At 55.0% G+C, this 22,838-nt stretch carries 15 protein-coding genes; 8 read left to right on the forward strand and 7 right to left on the reverse strand.

Features of this window, described 5'->3' with window-relative positions:
- Positions 1–222 precede the first annotated feature (222 nt).
- The 3 genes from ruvC to clpB form a co-directional block, all read right to left on the reverse strand.
- A complete protein-coding gene (gene ruvC / locus K6123_RS12935) occupies positions 223–786 on the reverse strand; it encodes a crossover junction endodeoxyribonuclease RuvC (RefSeq protein WP_221798349.1) in 564 nt (187 codons plus the stop codon).
- Between the two features lie 5 nt (positions 787–791).
- Positions 792–1,232 (reverse strand): protease complex subunit PrcB family protein, encoded by a 441-nt coding sequence (locus K6123_RS12940; RefSeq protein WP_221798351.1) that lies wholly within the window; start codon positions 1,230–1,232, stop codon positions 792–794.
- Between the two features lie 238 nt (positions 1,233–1,470).
- Positions 1,471–4,077: an ATP-dependent chaperone ClpB gene (gene clpB, locus K6123_RS12945; protein WP_221798353.1), complete on the reverse strand. Its 2,607-nt coding sequence runs from the start codon at positions 4,075–4,077 to the stop codon at positions 1,471–1,473.
- 307 nt (positions 4,078–4,384) lie between these two features.
- Here clpB and K6123_RS12950 point away from each other — a divergent pair, with 307 nt between their 5' ends.
- Entirely contained in the window at positions 4,385–5,251 is an 867-nt protein-coding gene (locus K6123_RS12950; protein ID WP_221798356.1) for a DMT family transporter, read from the forward strand.
- Positions 5,252–5,411: 160 nt separating this feature from the next.
- Positions 5,412–6,329, forward strand: coding sequence for a LysR family transcriptional regulator (locus tag K6123_RS12955; protein WP_221798358.1), 918 nt, complete (start codon positions 5,412–5,414; stop codon positions 6,327–6,329).
- A gap of 33 nt (positions 6,330–6,362) precedes the next feature.
- On the opposite strand, the gene K6123_RS12960 is transcribed toward K6123_RS12955, so the two are convergent.
- Positions 6,363–6,806 carry an acyl-CoA thioesterase gene (locus K6123_RS12960; protein ID WP_221798360.1) on the reverse strand — a complete coding sequence of 148 codons (444 nt, stop codon included), beginning with the start codon at positions 6,804–6,806 and terminating at the stop codon, positions 6,363–6,365.
- 264 nt (positions 6,807–7,070) lie between these two features.
- On the opposite strand from K6123_RS12960, the gene K6123_RS12965 reads away from it, so the two are divergent.
- The gene (locus K6123_RS12965; RefSeq protein WP_221798361.1) at positions 7,071–9,185 is read left to right on the forward strand and encodes a carboxy terminal-processing peptidase; all 2,115 of its coding nucleotides are present in this window, start codon (positions 7,071–7,073) and stop codon (positions 9,183–9,185) included.
- A 160-nt stretch (positions 9,186–9,345) separates the two neighbouring features.
- On the opposite strand, the gene nirD is transcribed toward K6123_RS12965, so the two are convergent.
- Positions 9,346–9,687: a nitrite reductase small subunit NirD gene (gene nirD, locus K6123_RS12970; RefSeq protein ID WP_343223994.1), complete on the reverse strand. Its 342-nt coding sequence runs from the start codon at positions 9,685–9,687 to the stop codon at positions 9,346–9,348.
- A 29-nt stretch (positions 9,688–9,716) separates the two neighbouring features.
- Entirely contained in the window at positions 9,717–12,299 is a 2,583-nt protein-coding gene (gene nirB / locus K6123_RS12975; protein ID WP_221798363.1) for a nitrite reductase large subunit NirB, read from the reverse strand.
- 638 nt (positions 12,300–12,937) lie between these two features.
- Between nirB and K6123_RS12980 the strand changes: the two genes are divergently transcribed.
- From K6123_RS12980 to K6123_RS13000, 5 genes are all read left to right on the forward strand, one after another.
- Positions 12,938–15,619, forward strand: coding sequence for a nitrate reductase (locus K6123_RS12980; protein WP_221798365.1), 2,682 nt, complete (start codon positions 12,938–12,940; stop codon positions 15,617–15,619).
- A gap of 347 nt (positions 15,620–15,966) precedes the next feature.
- On the forward strand, positions 15,967–17,781 hold the full coding sequence (locus K6123_RS12985) for an HD family phosphohydrolase (protein WP_221798367.1): 1,815 nt from the start codon (positions 15,967–15,969) through the stop codon (positions 17,779–17,781).
- A 163-nt stretch (positions 17,782–17,944) separates the two neighbouring features.
- Positions 17,945–19,708, forward strand: a complete 1,764-nt coding sequence (locus K6123_RS12990; RefSeq protein WP_221798369.1) for an alpha/beta fold hydrolase — start codon at positions 17,945–17,947, stop codon at positions 19,706–19,708.
- Positions 19,709–19,823: 115 nt separating this feature from the next.
- The gene (locus K6123_RS12995; protein ID WP_221798371.1) at positions 19,824–21,521 is read left to right on the forward strand and encodes a tetratricopeptide repeat protein; all 1,698 of its coding nucleotides are present in this window, start codon (positions 19,824–19,826) and stop codon (positions 21,519–21,521) included.
- A gap of 102 nt (positions 21,522–21,623) precedes the next feature.
- Entirely contained in the window at positions 21,624–21,944 is a 321-nt protein-coding gene (locus K6123_RS13000) for a hypothetical protein (RefSeq protein WP_221798373.1), read from the forward strand.
- A 70-nt stretch (positions 21,945–22,014) separates the two neighbouring features.
- Here the strand turns inward: K6123_RS13000 and K6123_RS13005 are convergent, their stop codons facing one another.
- Positions 22,015–22,659: a DUF938 domain-containing protein gene (locus tag K6123_RS13005; protein ID WP_221798375.1), complete on the reverse strand. Its 645-nt coding sequence runs from the start codon at positions 22,657–22,659 to the stop codon at positions 22,015–22,017.
- Positions 22,660–22,838 lie beyond the last annotated feature (179 nt).

Here is a 22,838-nt window from a genome sequence, read left to right on the forward strand (position 1 = left end):
AGGCATGAGGAGCGCGGTTTAGCGAGCTAAACAAGTGACGAATAACGCAGTGCCTGAAGCTAACTGGACTCAGCCCGAAGGGTTATGGTTAAAAATCCACCATGCGGTGTTGTTGAGTTTGTAAAAAATCGGCCGGACAGGCTGGCGATTCTCTTCGTCCGCTGCCTTGCCTGATGAGCTATTCCGCCATAACAGGACCCGTTAATTAATTGAGAACGCCCTCTAGTTACCGGGTTTGATCAGGCTTTCGGCAGGCGGCACAAAGCTGCGCATGGAACGGGAACGCCGCCCGGTGCTGCGACCGGCACTGACAGCCAGATTACGGGAGGTATATACGTGACAAAGGGCAATCGCCAGCGCATCGGCAGCATCCGCCTGCGGCCGCCCGGGCAACTTCAACAGCATCTGCACCACCTGCTGAATCTGCTGCTTTTCCGCCCCACCAGAACCTGTGACGGTTTGTTTGATCGCCCTCGGCGCGTACTCAAATACCGGCAAACCCTTACGGGCCGCCACCAGCAGTGCCACCCCTCGCGCCTGACCGAGCTTTAAGGCCGAATCGGCATTTTTGCCCATAAAGGCCCGTTCAATGGCGAACTGGTCTGGCTGGTAATGATCGATCAGCCGCTCGATGCCTTCAAATATGGTATTGAGACGATCCGGAATCTCGCCCTCGCCGCAGCGAATACAGCCGCTGGTAATGTATTCAATCTGCTGGCCAACCGCTCGCACGATGCCAAAACCGGTCAGCCGCGAACCTGGGTCAATGCCAAGGATAATACTCACGACCACTACCGCCCGGAGTGGTAAACATGCCAGGCCAGGCCGGTCATGTCGTTTACCACTTTCAGGGCCTGCCAGTCGTCTGGCAAGCTGATATCCGCACACGGAGACGTCATCACCGCGGCCTGCGCCATACCCTCGGCCGGTTTGCGTTCGATGAAATGGATTTCATAGCCATTTTCAAGCTGGTATTGCGCTGTCACAGCAACGCCGTAACCCGCCGTTGGCCGCGAACCCAGAGCAATACGCACGCGGGTTTGCTCTTCATCCAGAGAAATGCCGGTATTGGCCAAACAGTGCAGATTCTCCACCACCGTCAGCTGGGCTTGCGGACGTTCGACAACCGCCTCCGCTGCAGGTTGGGTATTGGCCTCAGTACCAGCGCAGCCAGTAACCGCCAACAGCATTGCCAGCAACCCACCTGACCATGAAATTCGACCTGACGTCATCACTCTCTCCTTTTCAGACACACTCGCCATCGCGATACCAGATGGCCAAACAGCATTAACGATCAGCGCATGCTAATACAAAGCCCGGCTGTTTTCTTGCCGCATCCATCCCGTTGTGACAGAAACAAAAAAGCCTCCTGAAATCAGGAGGCTTTTACTGTTGGTCAATACCAGTTATCAATACCAGTTAATCAACGCCAGTCAATAAGCGCTGTTTTACCAGAGCCGTCTGGCCAACTCAGTGACGGCCGTTAAACACCAGCACACTGTCACCTTCGCGTTCAACCACATCCGCCATAATGGTATCGCCGGGCATAAATTTGCCTGACAGGATATCCTGTGCCAGCGGGTTTTCGATCCATTGCTGAATCGCCCGTTTCAGCGGACGCGCACCAAACACAGGGTCGTAACCCACATCCACCAGTTTGGTAACGGCGGCATCACTCAACTCCAGCGCCAGCTCACGATCAGCCAGACGCTCACGCAGCATTTGCAGCTGAATATCGGCGATGCCACGGATCTGGTCTTTCTGCAGTGGGTGGAAGACCACGGCTTCGTCGATCCGGTTGATAAACTCCGGCCGGAAATGGGTGCCAACGATTTCCATCACCGCCGAACGCATCATTTCATAGTTGGAGTCTTCATCACCTGCCAGCGCCTGGATCACATCCGAACCAAGGTTCGACGTCATCACCAGTACGGTGTTCTTGAAGTCGACCCGACGCCCTTGGCCATCAGTCAGCTGACCATCATCCAGCACCTGCAGCAGGATGTTGAAGACATCCGGATGCGCCTTTTCAACCTCGTCCAGCAGAATCACTGAATACGGCTTGCGACGTACCGCTTCGGTCAGGTAACCGCCTTCTTCATAACCGACATAGCCTGGAGGCGCACCGATCAGACGGGCAACCGAGTGTTTCTCCATGTATTCCGACATATCGATCCGCACCATGGCGTCCTTACTGTCGAACAGGAAAGTTGCCAGCGCCTTGCACAGCTCGGTTTTGCCCACCCCGGTAGGGCCGAGGAACAGGAACGAGCCGTTAGGACGGTTCGGGTCCGACAAGCCGGCACGGGAACGACGCACTGCGTTGGAAACCGCCTTGATAGCCTGGTCCTGACCGACCACCGAGTCGTGCAGGACCTCTTCCATCCGCAACAACTTCTCACGTTCACCTTCGAGCATGCGCGTCACAGGCACACCGGTCCAGCGAGAGACCACTTCGGCAATCTCGTCTTCGGTTACCTTGTTACGCAGCAGGCTGAACTGCTGGGTGCCCGAGGCTTCAGCTTCGTTGGCAGTCGCCAGCTGTTTTTCCAGTTCCGGAATCTTGCCGTACTGCAACTCGGACATGCGGGTCAGGTCGCCACTACGACGGGCCGCATCCAGCTCCAGCTTGGCCTGCTCCAGTTCTTCCTTGGCCTTGCTGGCACCTTCCAGCAGGGCTTTTTCTTTCTTCCAGACTTCTTCCAGCTCAACGTAGGCCCGACCAGCCTTGTTGATCTCTTCATTAAGACCGCTCAGACGCTGCTTGGCGGCATCGTCCTTTTCTTTCTTGAGCGCTTCGCGTTCAATTTTCAGCTGGATCAGGCGGCGTTCCAGACGATCCATCTCCTGCGGCTTGGAGTCGATTTCCATGCGAATCACAGAAGCCGACTCGTCAATCAGGTCGATGGCCTTGTCTGGCAGGCGGCGATCAGTGATGTAACGCTGGGACAGCTTGGCGGCAGCAATAATCGCACTGTCGGTAATCTGTACACCGTGGTGAACTTCATAACGCTCTTTCAGACCACGCAGAATGGCGATGGAATCTTCCACGGAAGGCTCATCCACCAACACCTTCTGGAAACGACGTTCCAGCGCGGCATCTTTTTCAATAAATTCGCGGTATTCGTCCAGCGTGGTGGCACCCACACAGTGCAGCTCACCACGAGCCAGCGCAGGCTTGAGCATGTTACCGGCATCCATCGAGCCTTCGCCCTTACCGGCGCCGACCATGGTATGCAGCTCGTCGATAAACAGCACGATGCGGCCTTCTTCCTTGGATACGTCTTTCAGTACGGCTTTCAGACGCTCCTCGAATTCACCACGGTATTTGGCACCCGCCACCAGCGCGCCCATATCAAGCGACAAAATACGCTTGTTTTTAAGGGTATCCGGCACTTCGCCGTTCACAATACGCTGAGCCAGACCTTCCACCACGGCGGTTTTACCCACCCCTGGCGGGCCAATCAGTACCGGGTTATTTTTGGTACGGCGCTGCAACACCTGAATGGTGCGACGAATCTCGTCATCACGACCAATCACAGGGTCGAGCTTGCCCGCTTCGGCCCGTTCGGTCAGGTCGATACAGAATTTATCCAGCGACTGACGGCTGTCTTCGGCATTGGCGTCCTTCACGGATTCACCACCTCGCATATCCTTGATGGCCTGTTCAACCGCTTCATCGGTCAGACCAATTTCTTTCAGGGCACGACCAACCGCGCCCTTGTCTTCCAGTGCTACCAGCAGGAAAACCTCACTGGAGATGTACTGGTCCTTGAGTTTCTGGGCCCGCTTTTCAGTCAGGTTCAGCAATCGGCCCAGTTCCGCCGACAACTGAATCTGGCCGTCCGGGCTACTGACCCGCGGCTGATCCTGCAAAATAGCCTGCAGGGTTTGTTCAAGCTGGGGCACATTGGCACCGCAACGGCGAATCACATCCTTTACAGAGCTGTTGGCCTGTTGCAGCAAGGCCAGCAGCAGGTGCACGGTATCAATCTGGTTATGATCCTGCCCCAGAGCCAGACTTTGGCTCTCTGCCAGCGCGTTTTGCATACTGGTAGTCAAACGATCCATACGCATAGGTCATTTCTCCTGACACTTAGGGCTCCGGGGCGGCAGACGGGTCTTGAGCTTCCTTGTCTGAAGCTTTTTGGGGCTGCCTGCTCAGAGCATCAATTCGATAGTCTTTATCTGGGGTCGACTTGAATATCTTTCAAGTTTAAAAAAATAAAATTTAGATTTTCTAATTCAAGATTGGCAAAAGCGCATCGCGAAGTCCTTGATTCAGGTATACTTTGCGCCATTCTCTGACCAGCTGAAACACTCACGCCACTTTCTGGAATGTTATGTAGTGCCTTTCAGCCTGATTTAAACCCTGGAACATCATTTGAGCCACGAATTACGTATCGGCGCCCTCTACCTGTTGCTTGGCGAGGCCCTGCTGGCACTGATGGGTGCCATCATCAAATATTTATCTGACGATCTTTCGACCGAACAGGTGGTGTTTTTCCGCAACGCCTTTGGGCTGCTACTGCTGTTGCCTCTGATCGCCCGCTCTGGCCCTGCCATTCTCAAAACCAGCCATTGGCACTGGCATCTGATGCGCGGCGTTGTTGGTGTGGCTGCCATGTATTGTTATTTCTGGGCGATTGGCAACATGCCATTAACAGAAGCCTTTCTGGTGAAACTGTCGAGTCCCTTCTTTATGCCATTGCTGGCACTCTGGTGGCTGCGAGAGCCCGCTGGCAAGTATAGCTGGCTGGCACTGTTGATTGGCTTTGCCGGTGTTGCGGTGATTCTGCGACCCGGCTCGGCGGACGCCATGACCTGGGCAGCACTGGTCGGCTTGCTGGGCGCCTTTCTGGCAGCGCTGGCCAAGGTCACCATTCGCCGCATGTCCGCCACCGAACCGAGCCAGCGTATTGTGTTTTATTTTGCCCTCATCGCTGCGCTGATTTCTCTGCCACCTGCCTTGCTGAACTGGCAACCCATTCCCGACTCCGCCTGGTTCGGCATTGTTGCCATGGGCGGCGTCGCCACCCTTGGCCAGCTGGCGATGACCAAGGCTTACCGGATCGCTCCAACCGGCAAGGTCGGCGTCTACGTTTACAGCGCGGTAATTTATGGTGCACTGATGGGCTGGTGGTTTTGGGATGAAGTACCAACGCTGGCCACGCTGGCAGGTGCTGCGCTGATTATTCTGGCCGGGCTGGTCAATCTGTGGTCGCCCAAACAAGCCGCCGGGAAAAACTGACAAGTTTCTTGTTAACCCGGATGCAGGCCCTGATGCAACAGGGCCAAAGATGTCATTTATCGAGCCAGTTAAAAGAATACGGCACAAATAGAGCTGATTATTGCCGTCTGTTTAATTATACTTTCGTCAGATTGGTAAACAGATGATTAGTATTCAGCTCATGTCCCGAATCGACACCCTGCAAACGTTCGTTTCCGTTGTTCGCGCTCGCAACTTCACGTCGGCTGCCGACGCCCTTGGCGTGACGCCATCCGCCGTCAGCAAACAGATCAGTGGCCTGGAAGAGCGCCTTGGCGTGCGCTTGCTGAACCGCACCACCCGTTCAGTCAGCCCGACTGAAGCCGGACAGATGTTTTACCAGCATTGTGAAAACATCCTCGAATCGATTTCCGAAGCCGAAAAGCTGGTGACCGACTTCGACGTTACACCACGGGGCCGGTTACGCATTACCGCTATGTCGAACTTCGGCCGTCGCGAACTGGCGCGGATGTTTAATGACTTTTCGGAAAAGTACCCGGACATCAGCTTCGACCTGCATATTTCCGACCGGCCACTGGATATCGTCAAGGAAGGCTACGACTTCGCCTTGCGTATCGGCACACTGGAAGACTCCCGCCTGATCGCCAAGCCGGTTGCGCGCCAGAACATTGTTATCTGTGCTTCACCCCAGTATCTGAAACTGTGGGGTACTCCAACCACACTGGAAGACCTCAACCGCCATCGTATTCTGATGGTCACCAACGCTGAATTCGCCCGCATCAACTGGCTGCGTCAGTTCGAGAAAGACCATGGTTTCACGCTCTCCAGCGTTGAGCGCAAGCTGTCGGTAAACGACATCGACCTGGTCTATGAAGCCTGTCTGGCAGGCATGGGGATTACGGCGATTCCAACCTATATTGCTGATCACCATCTGCAAACCGGTGAACTCGTACGACTGTTCAGTGACGTTGAAATTCCGGTCCGCACCATCAAGGTGGTATTCCCGCAGAACCGTTACCTGGCCACCAAAAGCCGCGCCTTCCTCGACTTTATTACCCAGTACTTCGACGATCTGGGCATCAGTACTGACGAGTCATAAGCCGGCTCGCCAGCACTTCCCTGACCGCGCCGGTTATTCCACCGGCGTCTGATCCGGCGCACAACGCTGATAGAACAGCGCCGGAATCCGCCCCAGTTTACGAGCACCGTAATCAAAAAAGACAATCCCGGTCTTGGCTTCAGCCACCAGCTTGCCATTGTCTTTATTCGATACCCGATACACCACATCACAGCCGTATTTGTTGAAATCGGTAAGGCCGATATCAAAGGTTAATACTTCGCCAATAAAAGACTCAGCCCGGAATACCACCACCAGATCGGTCACCATCAGGCCCAGACCGTCTATGTCCAGTTCCGCAAAATCAAAATGACGCAGGTAACGCAGCCGCGCTTCGTGCAGCAAACTAACCATACGGTCGTTACCCAGATGGTTGCCGTAATTGATATCGGACACCCGAATGTCCAGATCGACACTGAAATCCAGCGTTTCCGGCAGCTCCAGTTTTACTCTCGCCATCGAGCGTTCTCCTTGTTGTTAATGCAGATTCACAGGCGGAATTATTTCCGAATATTCCAATCAAACCACAATTGTCGCGTATTGGTTCAACTTCAGAACCGTTAACTGGCTATAATCAGATACTTGGCACTGCTGTAGGGCTGTTTTATTGTTTGTTCTGATAGCTGATCAAACGAGCGTCACCCGACGGTCACCAGCAGGCAGCAAGCCCGCAGACAACGAACCCTGAAAGACCACTCGATTCATCGGACCCGGCTGTAAATTATGTTTTCAAAGTGTTCCAAAGTACTCGCCAGCACCCTGCTACTGACACTCAGCCTGATGGCACCACTGCAAGCGGCTGCCCAGATTCCCGACGTCAAACCGGGCACGCCGTTTACCCCGCTGGAGCCGACCCGGGTACAGGCCGTCACCACCCAGCAAATTCTCAACAACCTGTTGCGGGGCCATTACGAGTTACAGCGTCTTGACGACAAGCTGTCGGAAAAGGTCTACGACCTATACCTGCAGGACATGGACAGCACCCGCAGCTATTTCCTCCAGTCCGACATCAACGAATTCAGTGCCAGCCGTGACCAGCTTGACGACATCCTGCTGCGTGGTGATCTGAAAGTCCCGTTTGCCATGTACAACCGCTTTGAGGAACGGGTCAACGAACGACTGACCTTTATGCTCAGCGAGCTGGAACACAACGCTGCCAACTACAAGTTCGACAGCAACGAACGCCTCAATCTGGATCGTGAAAATGCACCGTGGGCCAAGTCCATTTCCGAACTGGATGATCTCTGGCGCAAACGTCTGAAGAACTCCATCCTGAACCTCACCATGAGCGGCAAGGACCTGGATGCATCACTGGAACTGCTGAAAAAGCGTTACCAGAACCAGCTTAACCGGGTGCATCAGAGCACTCCGGAAGATGCCTTCCAGACCATCATGAACTCCCTTACCCGTTCATTTGATCCGCATACCCAGTACTTCTCACCGCGCAACACCGAGAACTTCAACATCAATATGAGCCTGTCACTGCAGGGCATTGGTGCCGTACTGCAAAGTGAAGATGAATACACCAAGGTGGTGCGTCTGGTCACTGCCGGTCCGGCGGAAAAAGCCAAGAACCTGCATCCGGCTGACAAAATTGTCGGGGTTGGCCAGGGCAACAGCGGTGAGATTGTCGACGTGATTGGCTGGCGTCTGGATGAAGTCGTTGACCTGATTCGCGGCCCCAAAGGCAGCACTGTGCGACTGGAAATCATCCCATCTGATTCCAACGGCGGTAACAGCAAGGTGATCTCGATTGTGCGTGATGAGGTCAAACTGGAAGAACAATCGGCCCAGAAAGAACTGCTGATCATCAACGACGGCGACAAGCAACACCGCATTGGCGTGATCGACATTCCAACCTTCTATGTCGATTTCCAGGGCAAGATGGAAAACCGTCCGGACTACAAGAGCACCACTCGTGATGTCTCCCGCCTGATTCGCGAACTGCGCACTGAGGGTATTGAGGGCCTGATCATCGACCTGCGTAACAACGGCGGCGGCTCATTGGAAGAAGCCATCAGCCTGACAGGCCTGTTTATTCCGCAAGGCCCGGTCGTTCAGGTTCGCAGCGCTCGCGGCAATGTTGAAGTGCTGCCTGATGAAGATCCAAGCCTGCTGTACGACGGCCCGATGGTGGTGCTGGTTAACCGCCTGAGCGCTTCGGCTTCCGAAATTTTTGCCGGTGCCATGCAGGATTATGGTCGTGCCGTGATCGCCGGTGGCCAGACCTTTGGTAAGGGCACCGTACAGTCCCTGCGTCCGCTGCGTCATGGCCAGCTGAAAATCACCCAGGCCAAATTCTATCGGGTGTCCGGTGACAGCACCCAGAACCAGGGCGTGCTGCCAGACGTGACCTTCCCATCCCTGTTCGACAAGGACAAGATTGGTGAAAGCGCGCTGGACGAAGCCATGCCGTGGGACACCATCCGGCCGGCCCAGTACGTCAAGGACCAGGCCATCAAGTCGGATATTCCGATGCTGCAGCAGCTGCATGAAAAACGTACCGAGAACGACCCCGACTTTGTTTACCTGCGCGAACAGAAAACCCTGATCGACGCCATGCGCAAACAAACCGACGTTTCGCTCAACCGCAAGATTCGTGAAGAAGAACGTGATGCCAACGAATCCGAACGTCTGCAGCTGGAAAACAAACGCCGCAAGGCCAAGGGTCTGCCACTGATGACGCTGGAAGAAGAAAAGGCAGAAGCCGAAGCTGAGAACAATGGCACGGCCGACAGCAAGAAAGACAAGCCAGAAGATGATGCCCTGTTGACGGAAGCAGGCCGGGTATTGCTGGATTATGTCGCTATCGGTCAACAGCAGGCGGCAGCGCGTTAACATAGATACTGTTAACGCAGATGCTACAGCAAGGCATGCCTTGCCCCTACACAGGTGTGTTTAAACAACAAATCAGGGGCGGAGAACTTTACTAATCGCCATCCATAAAAATGCCGGGTCACCCCGGCATTTTTATTTGTCTCTCAAAGCAAAGCGGCTCTCAGGCCAACAGCACCTGGCCCTCTTCCACTCGCACAGACCAGGTTTTCAGGCGTACCAGCGGATCTTCAAAACACTCACCAGTGAGTAAATCGAAGTGTTGTTTGTAGAGCGGCGAAGCCACAAACAAACGATCACCCCTGGAACCCACAATCCCGCGCGACAGTACGTTGGCGTTGCCAAACGGGTCGTGGTTGCTGATCGCAAACACATCGTTTTGACCACTCAGACGGAACAGCGCTACCTGTTCCCCATGATACAGCGCACACACGCCGGTATCTGGGGCGATATCGTCAACGGCACAGACGCGGGTCCATTGTTTTTCAATTGCATTCATCATCATATCTCCAGAATCTTGGGTGTCTGCCGCTGTTATTTACCAGCCAGCGCTTGTTTGTCAGCCGGTGGCAGCTCTACCAGTTCAATCCGTTCGGCTTCGGTAGCCGGACGACGCTGGCCGCGTTCACGGACGTAGTAGAGGTTGCTGTCAGCTTCATCAGCATTGATAAAGTGCTGGAAGCGCTTGAGCTTGTCGGGGTTTTCCAGCGTGGTTTTCCATTCGCACTGGTAGCTACCGACAATGCGGGTCATGTTGTCTTCAAGCTCGGTGCAGATGCCCAGGCTGTCGTTGATCACCACTTGTTTGAGGTAGTCCAGACCGCCTTCCATGTTTTCCATCCACACCGACGTACGCTGTAAACGGTCACCGGTACGGACGTAGAACATCAATACGCGGTCGATGTACTTGATCAGGGTTTCATCGTCGAGGTCTGTGGCGAACAGGTCAGCATGACGTGGACGCATACCACCGTTGCCGCAGACGTAGAGGTTCCAGCCTGTTTCTGTGGCGATAACACCAATGTCTTTCGACTGGGCTTCAGCACATTCACGGGTACAACCGGATACGGCGAACTTGATCTTGTGTGGTGCCCGCAGGCCCTTGTAGCGATCTTCAATGGCGATAGCCATGGAGACCGAATCCAGTACGCCGTAGCGGCACCAGGTTGAACCCACACAGGACTTCACCGTACGCACCGACTTGCCATAGGCATGACCGGTTTCAAAACCCGCAGCTACCAGCTTTTGCCAGATTTCCGGCAGCTGGTGCAGCTGGGCACCAAACAGGTCAATACGCTGACCACCGGTGATCTTGGTGTAGAGGTCATAGTCGCGGGCAATTTCGCCCAGCACGATCAGCTTGTCCGGAGTGATTTCACCACCGGCAATGCGTGGCACGATGGAATAGGTTCCGTCTTTCTGCATATTGCCAAGGAAAATATCGTTGGTGTCCTGCAGGCCGATATGCTCGTCTTTCAGCACGTATTCGTTGTGGAACGAGGCCAGAATGGAGCCGATGGTCGGTTTGCAGATTTCACAGCCATGCCCATGACCATGGCCTTCCAGTACCTGTTCAAAACGGGTGTAGCCCTTGACCCGAATGATATCGGCCAGCTCGCGACGGGTGTGGGCAAAGTGCTCACACAGATCAGTATTCACTTCCATGCCCAGCGACGCCATTTCAGCGTCCATCACCTGCTTCACCAGCGCCGCGCAACCACCACAGCCACTGCTGGCTTTGGTTGCAGCTTTAAGGTCAGGCATGGAGCAACAACCACCCTGCACAGCCTTCTGGATGTCACCCTTGCTGACGTCGAAGCAGGAACAGATCTGGGCAGTTTCCGGCAAGGCAGAAACCCCCAGGCCAACCGGCTCGGCACCGTCAGTGGCAGGCAGAATCAGAGCAGCCGGATTCCCCGGAATATCCATGTCGTTGAGTTTCAATTGCAGCAGCGTGCCGTAGGCCTCGACGTCGCCGACCAACACCGCACCGAGCAATTTTTTGCCATCGGCAGACACGATCAGGCGTTTGTAGACTTCTGCAATATCGTCATTGAACACATAGCTCTGGGCACCAGCGGTCAGACCATGCGCGTCCCCGATCGAGGCAACGTCCACGCCCAGCAACTTGAGCTTGGTGGACATATCGGCGCCCTGAAAAGACACTGCTGATTCTTCGTGAGTAAGCAGGTTGCTGACGATGTGGTTAAACGCCACCTTGGCCATCTGATAGCCAGGAGCCACCAGACCATAAATCTTGTTGTCCCACAGCGCACATTCACCAATGGCATAGATGTCATCGTTGGAAGTCTGGCAGTAGTCGTTCACGACGATGCCGCCACGCTCACCAATATCCAGGCCAAACTGACGCGCCAGCTCATCCTGCGGGCGAATACCGGCAGAGAACAGGATCATGTCGGTTTCAAGGAATGAGCCATCGGCGAAATTCATGCGATAACGGCACTCTTCACCCGCCACAATCTCTTTCGTGTTCTTTTCGGTGTGAACCTGCACGCCCAGCTCTTCAATCTTGCGACGCAGCAACTTGCCACCGCCCTCGTCGAGCTGTACCGCCATCAGCCGTGGCGCAAATTCCACTACATGGGTTTCCAGCCCGGCCTGCTTGAGCGCATTGGCCGCTTCCAGACCCAGCAGGCCACCACCGACAACAACGCCGGTTTTGCTGACTTCAGCCGAAGCAGAAATGGCTTCCAGATCGTCAATGGTGCGATACACCAGACAGTGATCCTGATCTTTACCAGGAATTGGTGGCACAAAAGGAAAAGAACCCGTCGCCAATACCAGTTTGTCGTAGCCCTCTTTACGACCACTGGCAGTAGTAATGATTTTGGCGTGGCTGTCGATTGCCACCACCTTGTCGTTCAGCGTGTAAACAATACCCTGAGACTGATATTCGGATTCGGTAACAAGGGCAAGATCGGCTGCGCTATAGCCGGAAAAATATTTACTCAGCTGCACACGGTCGTATGCGAGGCGAGGTTCTTCAGAGAAGGTAAGGATTTCGAATTCGGATGCGTGGTCAGAAGTAACCAGCGTATTGATAAAGTTGTGGCCAACCATACCGTTGCCAACAACGACAATGCGTTTCTTGCTCATGAGGGTGTCTCTCTATCTGGTCATAGGGCGTATTTCTCCTTTTGTGCATCATTGCGACTGACCACTTCCCCACGCCGTTGTGAGAGAGGGCATCGAAGTCACCCCAGCAATCGATATGCCAGATTGTTTTGCAGCCTCACAAAAGCCGCTTCAGTGGCTAAACGATAGCGCCACAAGCCTTGAATTTACTGGCCTGGCGAGCACTTCACCCAAGATAGCGGCTGTTTTACAGCCGTATCCCGGCTCGACATTCGTTCAATAAATGTACGAATATTTTTGCCCAGCTTTCAGGCAGAGCCATGATTCCAGGCACCACACAAGTGCAAACGGGCATCAGTCTGAAAATCACAGAGCTTGTCGCTGCGGCTGCATGGTTCAATATGAAAGGCGGCTTAAAGCCAGCAAGATCGGCGACCCGTCGGGTCGTCTGTCTACCGGGTTGGAACGGATATCAGAATTAAGTTGGCACCGATATTGAATAGAAAATTTGTAACGATGACTGTCGATGTCAACGTTGTGCTCTCAGCGTACCATCGTGGGTACCGCTTTTTCCTGTTTAGTATTTAACTGAGCATTGGCGCTCACCAGTTTTACTGGTGGGCGCTTTTTTTTGGCCGAATGACAAGATGAACAGCCCTATGAACAGCAGCATGCAACCGACCAGTCTGACCAAAACCACCTGCCCCTACTGCGGTGTGGGCTGTGGCGTGAACATCAACCAGCTGGCAGATACCCTGATGCCAGTCGCAGGCGACAGCCAGCACCCGGCCAACTTTGGCAAGCTGTGTGTGAAAGGCTCATCGCTGCATGAAACCGTCGATAGCGTCGACCGGCTGCTGCAGCCACAGATTCATGGCTCGCCTGCCAGCTGGCCGGATGCACTGGATCTGGTCGCAGGCACCATTCAGCGCGTCATTGCCGAGCACGGCCCGCAGGCAGTTGCCATCTATGCGGCGGGCCAAATCCTCACCGAAGACTATTACGTCGCCAACAAGCTGATGAAAGGATTTATCGGCAGCGCCAATCTGGATACCAATTCGCGGCTCTGCATGGCCTCTGCGGTGGTGGCCCACAAACGCGCCTTTGGCAGTGACACCGTGCCCGGTTGTTATGACGATCTTGAACAGGCCGACCTGCTGATTCTGGTCGGCAGCAATGCCGCCTGGGCCCACCCGATTCTGTACCAGCGCATGGTGGCCGCCAAACAGGCCCGACCGGACACCAAAGTGGTGGTAATCGATCCGCGTAAAACCGCCACCACCGACCTCGCTGATTTGCACCTGGCCATCAAACCCGGCTCCGACGGCCTGCTGTTTAATGGTCTGCTGGCCTGGCTGGCAAATAACTACGCCCTCGACCAGCAATATATCGAGCGCCACACCGAAGGTTTTGCCGAAGCCCTGCAACAGGCTCAACAACTCCCCACCGATCTTGATCAGCTGGCTGAGCTACTGGAAATTGAAGCCGACGACCTCAGAGTTTTCTTCGACTGGTTTCTGCAATACCCCAAAACCGTGACCTTCTTTTCCCAGGGCATCAACCAGAGCAGTACCGGTGTCGACAAGGGCAACGCCATCATCAACGTCCATCTAGCGACCGGGCGGATTGGCAAACCCGGTGCCTGCCCGTTTTCCATCACTGGTCAGCCCAATGCCATGGGCGGCCGTGAAGTGGGCGGTCTGGCCAATCAGCTGGCCGCCCATATGGATTTTTCGGCCGCCGACATCGACCGCGTGCAGCGTTTCTGGAATGCCCCCAATATGGCCACGGCCCCTGGCCACAAGGCCGTTGACCTGTTTAATGCCATCCAGAGCGGCGAGATCAAATTTCTCTGGGTGATTTCCACCAACCCATTGGTGAGCATGCCGGATGCCGATGCCGTCAAAGCGGCACTCAAACAATGCGAACTGGTGGTGGTTTCCGACTGCATGGCCAATACCGATACCACCGCTGTTGCCGATGTGCTGTTACCGGCTGCCAGCTGGGGCGAGAAAAACGGTACCGTCACCAACTCCGAACGGCGGATTTCCCGCCAGCGCAGCTTCCTGGCTGCGGCAGGCGAAGCCAAACCGGACTGGTGGATTCTGACTCAGGTGGCCGAACGACTGGGCTTCAACGAAGCCTTCAATTATCAGCATCCTGCAGAGATTTTTGATGAGTACACCCGCCTGACCGGCTTTGAAAACAACGGCAGCCGCGACCTGGACCTGTCGGGCCTGAGTGGTATGAGCCAACAACAATACGACCAACTGACACCGATCCAGTGGCCCGTCAACGCCAGCTGGCCACGCGGCCGGGCACGGCTGTTCGACGACAACCACTTTTTTACCCCCAGCCACAAAGCCCGTTTTGTCGCGATCAAGGCGCAGCTGCCCGCCAGCCGCCAGCAGGATGGCGAACTGATCATGAACACTGGCCGGGTACGGGATCACTGGCACACCATGACCCGTACCGCCAAATCTGCCCGACTGGCCCAGCATATCCGCGAGCCCTACGTCAGCCTGCATCCAGCCGATGCCGAACGGCTGCGTGTTGAAGCAGGCCAACTGGCGCGCGTCAGCAACCCTCGTGGGGCAATTCTGCTGCGCGCCCAGATCAGCAGTGACCAGCGTCCCGGCGAGGTGTTTGTACCGATGCACTGGACCAGCCGTTACGCCAGCCAGGCACGTATGGGCGTCTTGATCGACCAGACCACCGACCCCTTATCCGGCCAACCCGAGCTGAAATACACAGGTGTGAGTGTCGAACCGGTGGCAATGCAATGGCAGGGCATGATTCTGAGCCACAAAGACCTGGGACCGATTCCCTGCGACTACTGGGCCTATGGCCTCAACGATCTGCAACATGGCTATGAAATAGCGGGTAACCAGTCGCTTGATGAATTGATCAGCTGGCTGCAACACCAGTTCGATGAGCAGGACTACCCCGCTCTGCAATGGCAGATCAGCCGCGATCCGGCACAACAGCAACTGCGTATCAGCGCCATTCATAACCAGCGCCTGCAACTGGTGCTGTTTACCCATCGCACGATGACATTTGAAAGCCGCCAATGGCTGCTCGATTGCTTCCGACTCGACAGTCTCGATGCTGCCAGCCGTAAATCCCTGCTGGCAGGGCGCCCGGCCGAAGGCATCATTGATCAGGGCCGGATTGTCTGCTCCTGTTTCACCACCGGTGAAAAAGCCATTCAGGCGGCCATTGCGGAAGGCTGCGACAGTGCCGAAAAGCTTGGCGCACAGCTCAAATGCGGCACAAACTGTGGTTCCTGTGTGCCTGAGCTGAAAGCCCTGATCAGCGAATACCGCCACACAACGGCCTGATCCATCACAGGCAGCAGTAAACCCGGGCCTGAGGGAGTGGCCAGTTTATCCGCCTGTCGGATAAACGGTCTTCAGCCAAAGGCCCGAATTCCATACTATCTGCCAACAGATGCTGACACGTGGCAACACGCTGAAACGCACAGCTAACCGAGATCGGCAAGTCCCTCATCCATTGGTGGCTGCTGCAAATGATTGACCCTGCTCTGGTTGAACACCTATTCAATCAAAGCTTGCTGGCAATGAAACGCGAGTTATGTCGAAATCCGAAGCACCTGAACAACTGATACCCGACGCAGGCCACACCACTTTGCAGGCCTGCCTGCAGGATCAATAAAAGGATCGTCATCATGGCAGAGACAAAGACCGGCACCCCTGATGCTATGCAGGAGCTGGTCAACATAGGCATTGCGCTTTCAAGCGAGCATAACTCAGCCCGCTTGATGGAACGCATCCTGTTTGAGGCCAGACGCCTGACGGCGGCAGATGGTGGAACCCTGTATCTGCGTATCAAGGACTCCCTCAAGTTTGTCATCCTGCATACCGATTCACTGGGACGTCATCTCAACAACAGCAACGGCCAGACCATTAACTATTCGCCGGTGCCGCTTTATATCAACGGCCAGCCCAACCTTAACCAGGTCGCCAGTCGGGCAGCCTTGACCGGCAAGACCATCAATGTCGAAGATGCCTACGATACCGATGAGTACGACTTTTCCGGCACCATCGTCTTCGATCAGGAACACAACTACCGTTCAAAGTCGTTTCTGACCGTACCGCTGAAAGACCACAACGGCAGCTGTATTGGCGTGATGCAATTGATCAACGCCACCGACAAAAACGGCAACGTCGTCCCTTTCGGTACCAATATCCAGCCCGTTATTGAAGCGCTTGGCTCACTGGCAGCCGTTGCCCTGGGCAACCAGCAACTGCTGGAAAGCCAGCGCTTGCTGCTTGAGAGCATCATTCTGGTGGTGGCCCGCGCGGTGGACGCCAAGTCGCCCTATACCGGCGGCCACTGCCAGCGGGTACCTGTGCTGGCCAAACTGATTACCAGTGAACTTTGCCAACAACGCTCCGGCCCCTTTGCCGATTTCCACCTCACTGAAGAAGACTGGTACGAACTGCACATCGCCGCTTGGCTGCACGATTGTGGCAAGATGATTACCCCCGAGTATGTGGTCGACAAGGCCACCAAGCTGGAAACCATTCATAACCGTATTCATGAAATCCGCACCCGCTTTGAAGTGCTGAAACGGGATGCGGAAATCCGCTGTCTGAAAGCCATTATCGAACACCCGCAAGACAAACAGACGCTGGAAGCTGGCCTGGCAACCGAACTGGCACAGCTGGATGAAGAGTTTGAATTTGTCGCCCAGTGCAACCTCGGCACCGAGTCGATGGGCGAAGCCGCCCGTACCCGGCTGCGCCAGGTCGCCCAGCGTCAGTGGCTGCAAACCCTCGACGACCGCATCGGCATCTCACTCGACGAACAACGCCGTCTGGCGGCTTACCCTGCCGAGCCACTGCCGCGCATGGTTCCACTGTTGCAGGACCGGCCCGACCAGCGTATTCCGTGGGACCGCTACCCGGAAGCCGCCAATCCCAACAACCGCTGGGGGTTCAAGGTTGAGGTGCCAGACCACAAGTTCAATCTCGGAGAGCTTTACAATCTCTGCACCGATTACGGCACTCTCACCGCCGAAGAACGCTTTATCGTCAACGATCACATCGTCCAGACCATTGTTATGCTGGAACAGTTACCCTTCCCGGATCACCTGGCCAGAGTGCCGGAAATCGCTGGCGGTCACCACGAAACCATGCGTGGCGACGGTTACCCACGCCAAATCCCGGCCGGAGAAATGTCAATTCCTGCCCGGGTCATGGTGGTTGCTGATATTTTCGAAGCCCTGACCGCCGCCGACCGCCCCTACAAACCAGCCAAGAAACTCGATGAGTCATTGCGGATCATGGCCAACATGTCCCGTAACGGTCACATCGACCCGGAAATTTTTGCCGTTTTTCTGCAGGAAGAAGTCTTTCTCGAATACGCCCGCCAATACCTCAGCCATGACCAGATTGTGCCAATCGACATCGCAGCTTTGCTGAACCAGGCCAAACCATCTGGCCAGCCCGCCACCGCCAAACCCGCCTGGCGGCGTTGACGCCAGCCGGGTGTAACGGCAAACACTCGCTGCGCCGACTTGCGAGCGCTGGATTACTGACTATAAATTAGCCACAACTGTCGCAGCACAGTAACGTCCAACTCAGATGATGTCACATGCAGTGACTGCTGAACCCGCTCCCTTCAGGCAAGAGGATAGCCGCATGTGGTACAACGACGTTTACACACTGAATCCGGATGCCCTGCTGCTTTCGATGGGCAGTAGCGCGGCTGATAACAGCCACCATGGCGCCAGTACCCGCCACTGGTTGAGTGAATCCGTCGGGCTGGCCATGCGCGCAGGCTGGCTAAGCGGTCAATACGGCTGGCGCTGGCTAGAGAACAATGCCATGGTCACCCCGGCAATTGGCCAGTACTGGCAGAATCTGATGATGGCCCCCGTGCGCCGCTCGGTGGCTGCCGCCCTCAGCACCCATCAAAGCAGCGACCCATTTGCCCAGACCGACCTTTGGCTGGAATCAGCCTATGCCTGGCAGCTGCGCCAGCTGGTAGCAACCTTTGCCAGAGCCGGTGAATTTCAGCTGCACAGCGCCCAGTCCAGCTATCGCAGCAGTAGCTGGCAAATAGTCCCCATATTGGCCCAACTGGCACTGCTGGAGCACAGTTACCACACCGTCGGGCCGAGCCGTTTGGCAGCATTAAAAGAAATGTTGAAAGTCATCCTGATGTGCCTGACCGGCCAGCCACTCAGTGAACAAGCATTGCCGTATCAGCGCCGTAATAGAGAGACCGATGAGACCGAAGATTTCGACGCTTACCTGCAACGTATGGTGGCCACCGTCAATAACCTCTACCAGTGTGATGCCTTCGACCTCAAGCAGTTTTCCGAACACTCCCCGGCCGCCAGACTGGGCGCCTGCGAATACCGGCTGGTAGCGGGTTCCGAATTACAAGGCTGCACACTGCGGCATTACCTGCCACTGCCCGGTGTTACAGCAAGCGGCCGGGTGCTGTACCTGTCCAGCCCGCTGATAAACAAGCCGGAGATTTTTGATCTGGCAGCTGGCAAATCGCTGGTCGAATGTTTTCTGCAACAGGGTCATGACGTTTATCTGGTGGATCATTCCGGTGTTGCTGCTGGACAGTCTCCTGACCTCCGGTTTTTCGCCAAAACCCTGCCCGACCATAATCTGCAGCTGATTCGGCAACAGCACCCTGATGCTCCGCTAGCGGTCGTTGGCTACTGCATGGGCGGTACCCTGATGCTGCCCTATCTGGCGCGCCGCCAGCAGGAAAAACAGGCGCAAGGTGAAAAGCTCGATATCGACAAGCTGGTACTGATGACAACACCGGTACAATTTGACGATGAATCCAGTGGCCACAAGGCCATGCGCGATGTGATTCGCCAGCAATACCTGCCCGACCTTATGACGGCCCTGTTCAGCGACAGCAACATTCCATCGGAAGTCATTGAGTCCGGCATGCACCAGATTCAGCCCGGGGTGGAATATTCAGTCACCGCCGGTTTTTTCAGCCGCGCCGAAAGCCGTGAACAAATTGACGATGCCGCACCTTTCCTTAACTGGCTGTTCCACGGCACCCGCTTCCCGGCCAAAGCCAATCGTCAGTGGATCGAACAGATATTTATCGGCAATGAAATTGCCACCGACCAGTTCTGCCTGCCCTCCAGCGTTGCTGAACTCGATGGCCAACCGGTAGCCATGTCGGCCCTCAGCAACTCGGGTTTGGCAATCTTTGACTACCGCGGCCAACGTGATCCAATCGCACCGGTTGGCTCCTGTATCGCCAGTGAGAAATGGGGCTGTCTGGAAGACAACCGTTGTGCCACCGGCCAACCGCTGAACCGTACGATTGAACGTAACATGGGGCATATTTTTGTGGTCAGCCGCAAACACCTTGCCGATTTTATGGAACAGACAACCGCTTTCCTGCAGCCAGGGGAGTAATCTGTTAGATGGCTGAACAACGCCAGCCGGGCTGATTTTGGCCCGATCAGGGAAGGATTTTGGGTACAGTTTAATGGTTAAACAATGGAGAAGTGGCTGTGTGCTGGCCGCGGTTATGGCAACACTACTGGTCGCTCTTGTGCCAGTAGCATCGGCAAACCAGCTGGCACTGCAAAACAGCCTGCAGCAAGTAATAAAGGCCGCAACCGACAGTAGGTTATACCCCGAGCCCCGACAAGGACAAAAGGAATTTCAGCAGCAACTGCGGGATTACCAGAGCCGATATCTGCGCTACAAACAAAGCAGCATTCCCTCTCCCGCACAATTAGGCCTGCCGCTATCAGTCGCCCCACAAAAGCGCGATCAATCCCGCTCAATAGGAGCACAGGTCTATACGCAGCTCAGCAATCGGGAATACGTCAGCCTCAACAACCTGCTTGAACAGCTGAACAAAGACTCGCTGGTAGACCCTTCACTGGACATCCAGCCGTATCGCTTTTTCCGGGATATTAGCAACGATTTCAGCTCGCAAGATTTTCAGAACTGGATAATCTCCAGCCCGGATCGGGTTCACCCCTATATCGCCAGCGCCTATTACCACTACGGTCTGGCCTGGCAAGCACGCGGCACACGCTCCATCCAGGATACCCCGACCAGCGCTATTCAAAAGATGCAAACGCAATTACAACTGGCTGCCGAGGCCGTGAAGAAGGCCTATACAATCAATCAGGCAGTGCCGGATATTTATTGGCTGAGAATCCGCATCTTCACCATGAGTCCCCAATTGGGCGATCCAGAACAGGCCAGGCAGATGGGCAGACTACTGTTCCCCAGATCTCCGGTACTCATGAAAGCCAGCCTATGGGCAGACAAGCCCAGATGGGGCGGCTCATTTATACAAATGCTTGATACCCTGGAGGCCAGTAAACCGAACTGGCCAAAAGCCCCATGGCTAGCCGGTTTTTATGGCGATATCTGGTATGAATTGGGGTTTATTGCCCAGCAAGAGAAACATTATCAGGCCGCCGAACACTTTTACCAGCGAGCACTTGAATATCGCGAAGACCCGGAATACCTGCTCACCTATGCCAGGATGCAACGGCGGCTGAACAATATCCCGGCGTCCTTGTCGTTGCTTGACCGAGCCCTCTCCGTTGACGAAACCCTGGCGGATGTCTGGCTGCTAAAAGCCAAAGTACTGATGACCAGCCAGCAGCTTGATCAGGCGCTGATGACCACGGAAACCATCCGGCAAATATTACCCGCGGATCGCAATATCGCCTTGTGGACCTTGCAACTGGAAAACTACCTGTTTTATCTGGCGATCAGTCAGGCCCAGTCGCAACCAGAGCAGGCCATTGAACATCTACAACAGGCGTTGCGGCTTCACCCGCAGGATCTGCGGGCCAAGGCCTGGCTTATCGGCATCAGCCAGCGGCACGGAGACACTAACGGTGCCCTGCAACAACTGCAGCAATTACACGCACAAGACCCCGATAGCATCGACGTAATCCGCATCACGGACTACCTGCTGGCCGAGCAAGGCCGCTTCGATGAAATCCTGCCATTCTGGGATCGTTACATCACTCGTCATCCAAACTCAGCCGATGCCTACCAGGAACGCAGTGGCACCCATTTTCACCTGCGCAATCCAGGCGCTGCCAAAGCCGATCTGACACGAGCTTGCGATCTGGGCCTGAGAGAGAGTTGCATGCAATTACAGCGATTACGGGATCAGGGGATCAGGGGATCTGACAGTCATCGTTCTACTAAAGGACCATTGAATGCCGCAATTCAAGACATTGACTCATAACTAACAACAAAGAAAATAAATCTCACAAAGTGGTAACACCAGAGTTACAAATAGTGTTATCTAGTTCACATTATTGCCGTGTGGACTATCAGGATAGCGCTTATGGATATCAAACGTCTGAGACTGAACGAGCCCCTGCAAATGGCCTTGCAGGTACTCAAGCTGCAGCTCGAGCTGCACGACGGCCATGCCATTCGGGTAAACCGCAGCGTTGAAGAAGTGGTTGACTTGTTGGAGCAGGCACTGATTTCGCGTTCAGAACCTGTACTGTTGGCACTGACCCGGCTGATCAGCCTGATGAACGAAAAGCAGATTATTATGTTTGAGATGCTCGGCGTGGACTTTTCACCACTGAAGCAGTGGGCCCGCAGCCAACAGACGAATCGTAGCCAAATTGTCTCTCAGCCACTACATTATCGCTAAACCACCTTCCCGACACTGAATAGCCCTGTCAGCGCTATTCAGCCCCTTTGGCCAAAACATGTTTTTTGGCTCAGGCGTATTTTTTGAATACCAGAATGCGATTATTGGCTGGCATGGCAATATCTTTTACCAGCCGCAGTTTTTCCTTGCGAGCCGCCAATACGACCTGTTCAAAATCCTTGATGCCAGCTTCAGCATCAACATCGGCTTTCAGCCATTCGTCCAGCGCCTTGTTGCCGTCACTGGTGAACTTGCCTTCATAATTGTAAGGACCGTAGAGAAATGCCAGCCCGGAAGTGCGTAATACCCTGCCCATACCGGCAAACATCGAACGCAGTTTTGGCCAGGAAATGTAGTGGGCAACGTTAGCAGAAAAAATGGCATCCACCTGTTTTACCGGCCAGAGATCCTGTGCCACATCCAGTACCAGCGGCGGCAGGAAGTTGGCTTGACCACTGCGCAGACGACGGGCATTGATCACTGACAGACGCTCTGCCAGCTCGGATGGCTGCCAGGTAATGTTTGGCAAACGCTGGGTAATAAAGACCGCATGCTGGCCAGTACCACTGCCAATTTCCAGCACCACGGAATGGGCTGGCAGCTCGGCCTCCAGCACCTCGGCGATTGGCTGCTGATTACGCAGACATGAGTCCGCCACCGGTAAATCGGCGTCATCAATGATCTGGAATTCAGGAAGGTGGTCAGCCGGGGTCATAAGGTTGTTACCCTGAGGTGGTACGTTTCAAAGCAGGCGGCAGAGTATGTCACAGGCCCAGTCTCAAACAAGTAGCGCCATGGCCTTTTGAGCCAAATAATTAGCCAAATTGCCGCGGACTGCTCCAGCCAGTAGAATCGACGCAATTTTCTGAAAGTAACCGGATTTGACAGGCCACC

The sequence above is a fragment of the Oceanobacter mangrovi genome, from assembly GCF_019740315.1.
Taxonomy (GTDB): domain Bacteria; phylum Pseudomonadota; class Gammaproteobacteria; order Pseudomonadales; family Oceanobacteraceae; genus Oceanobacter; species Oceanobacter mangrovi.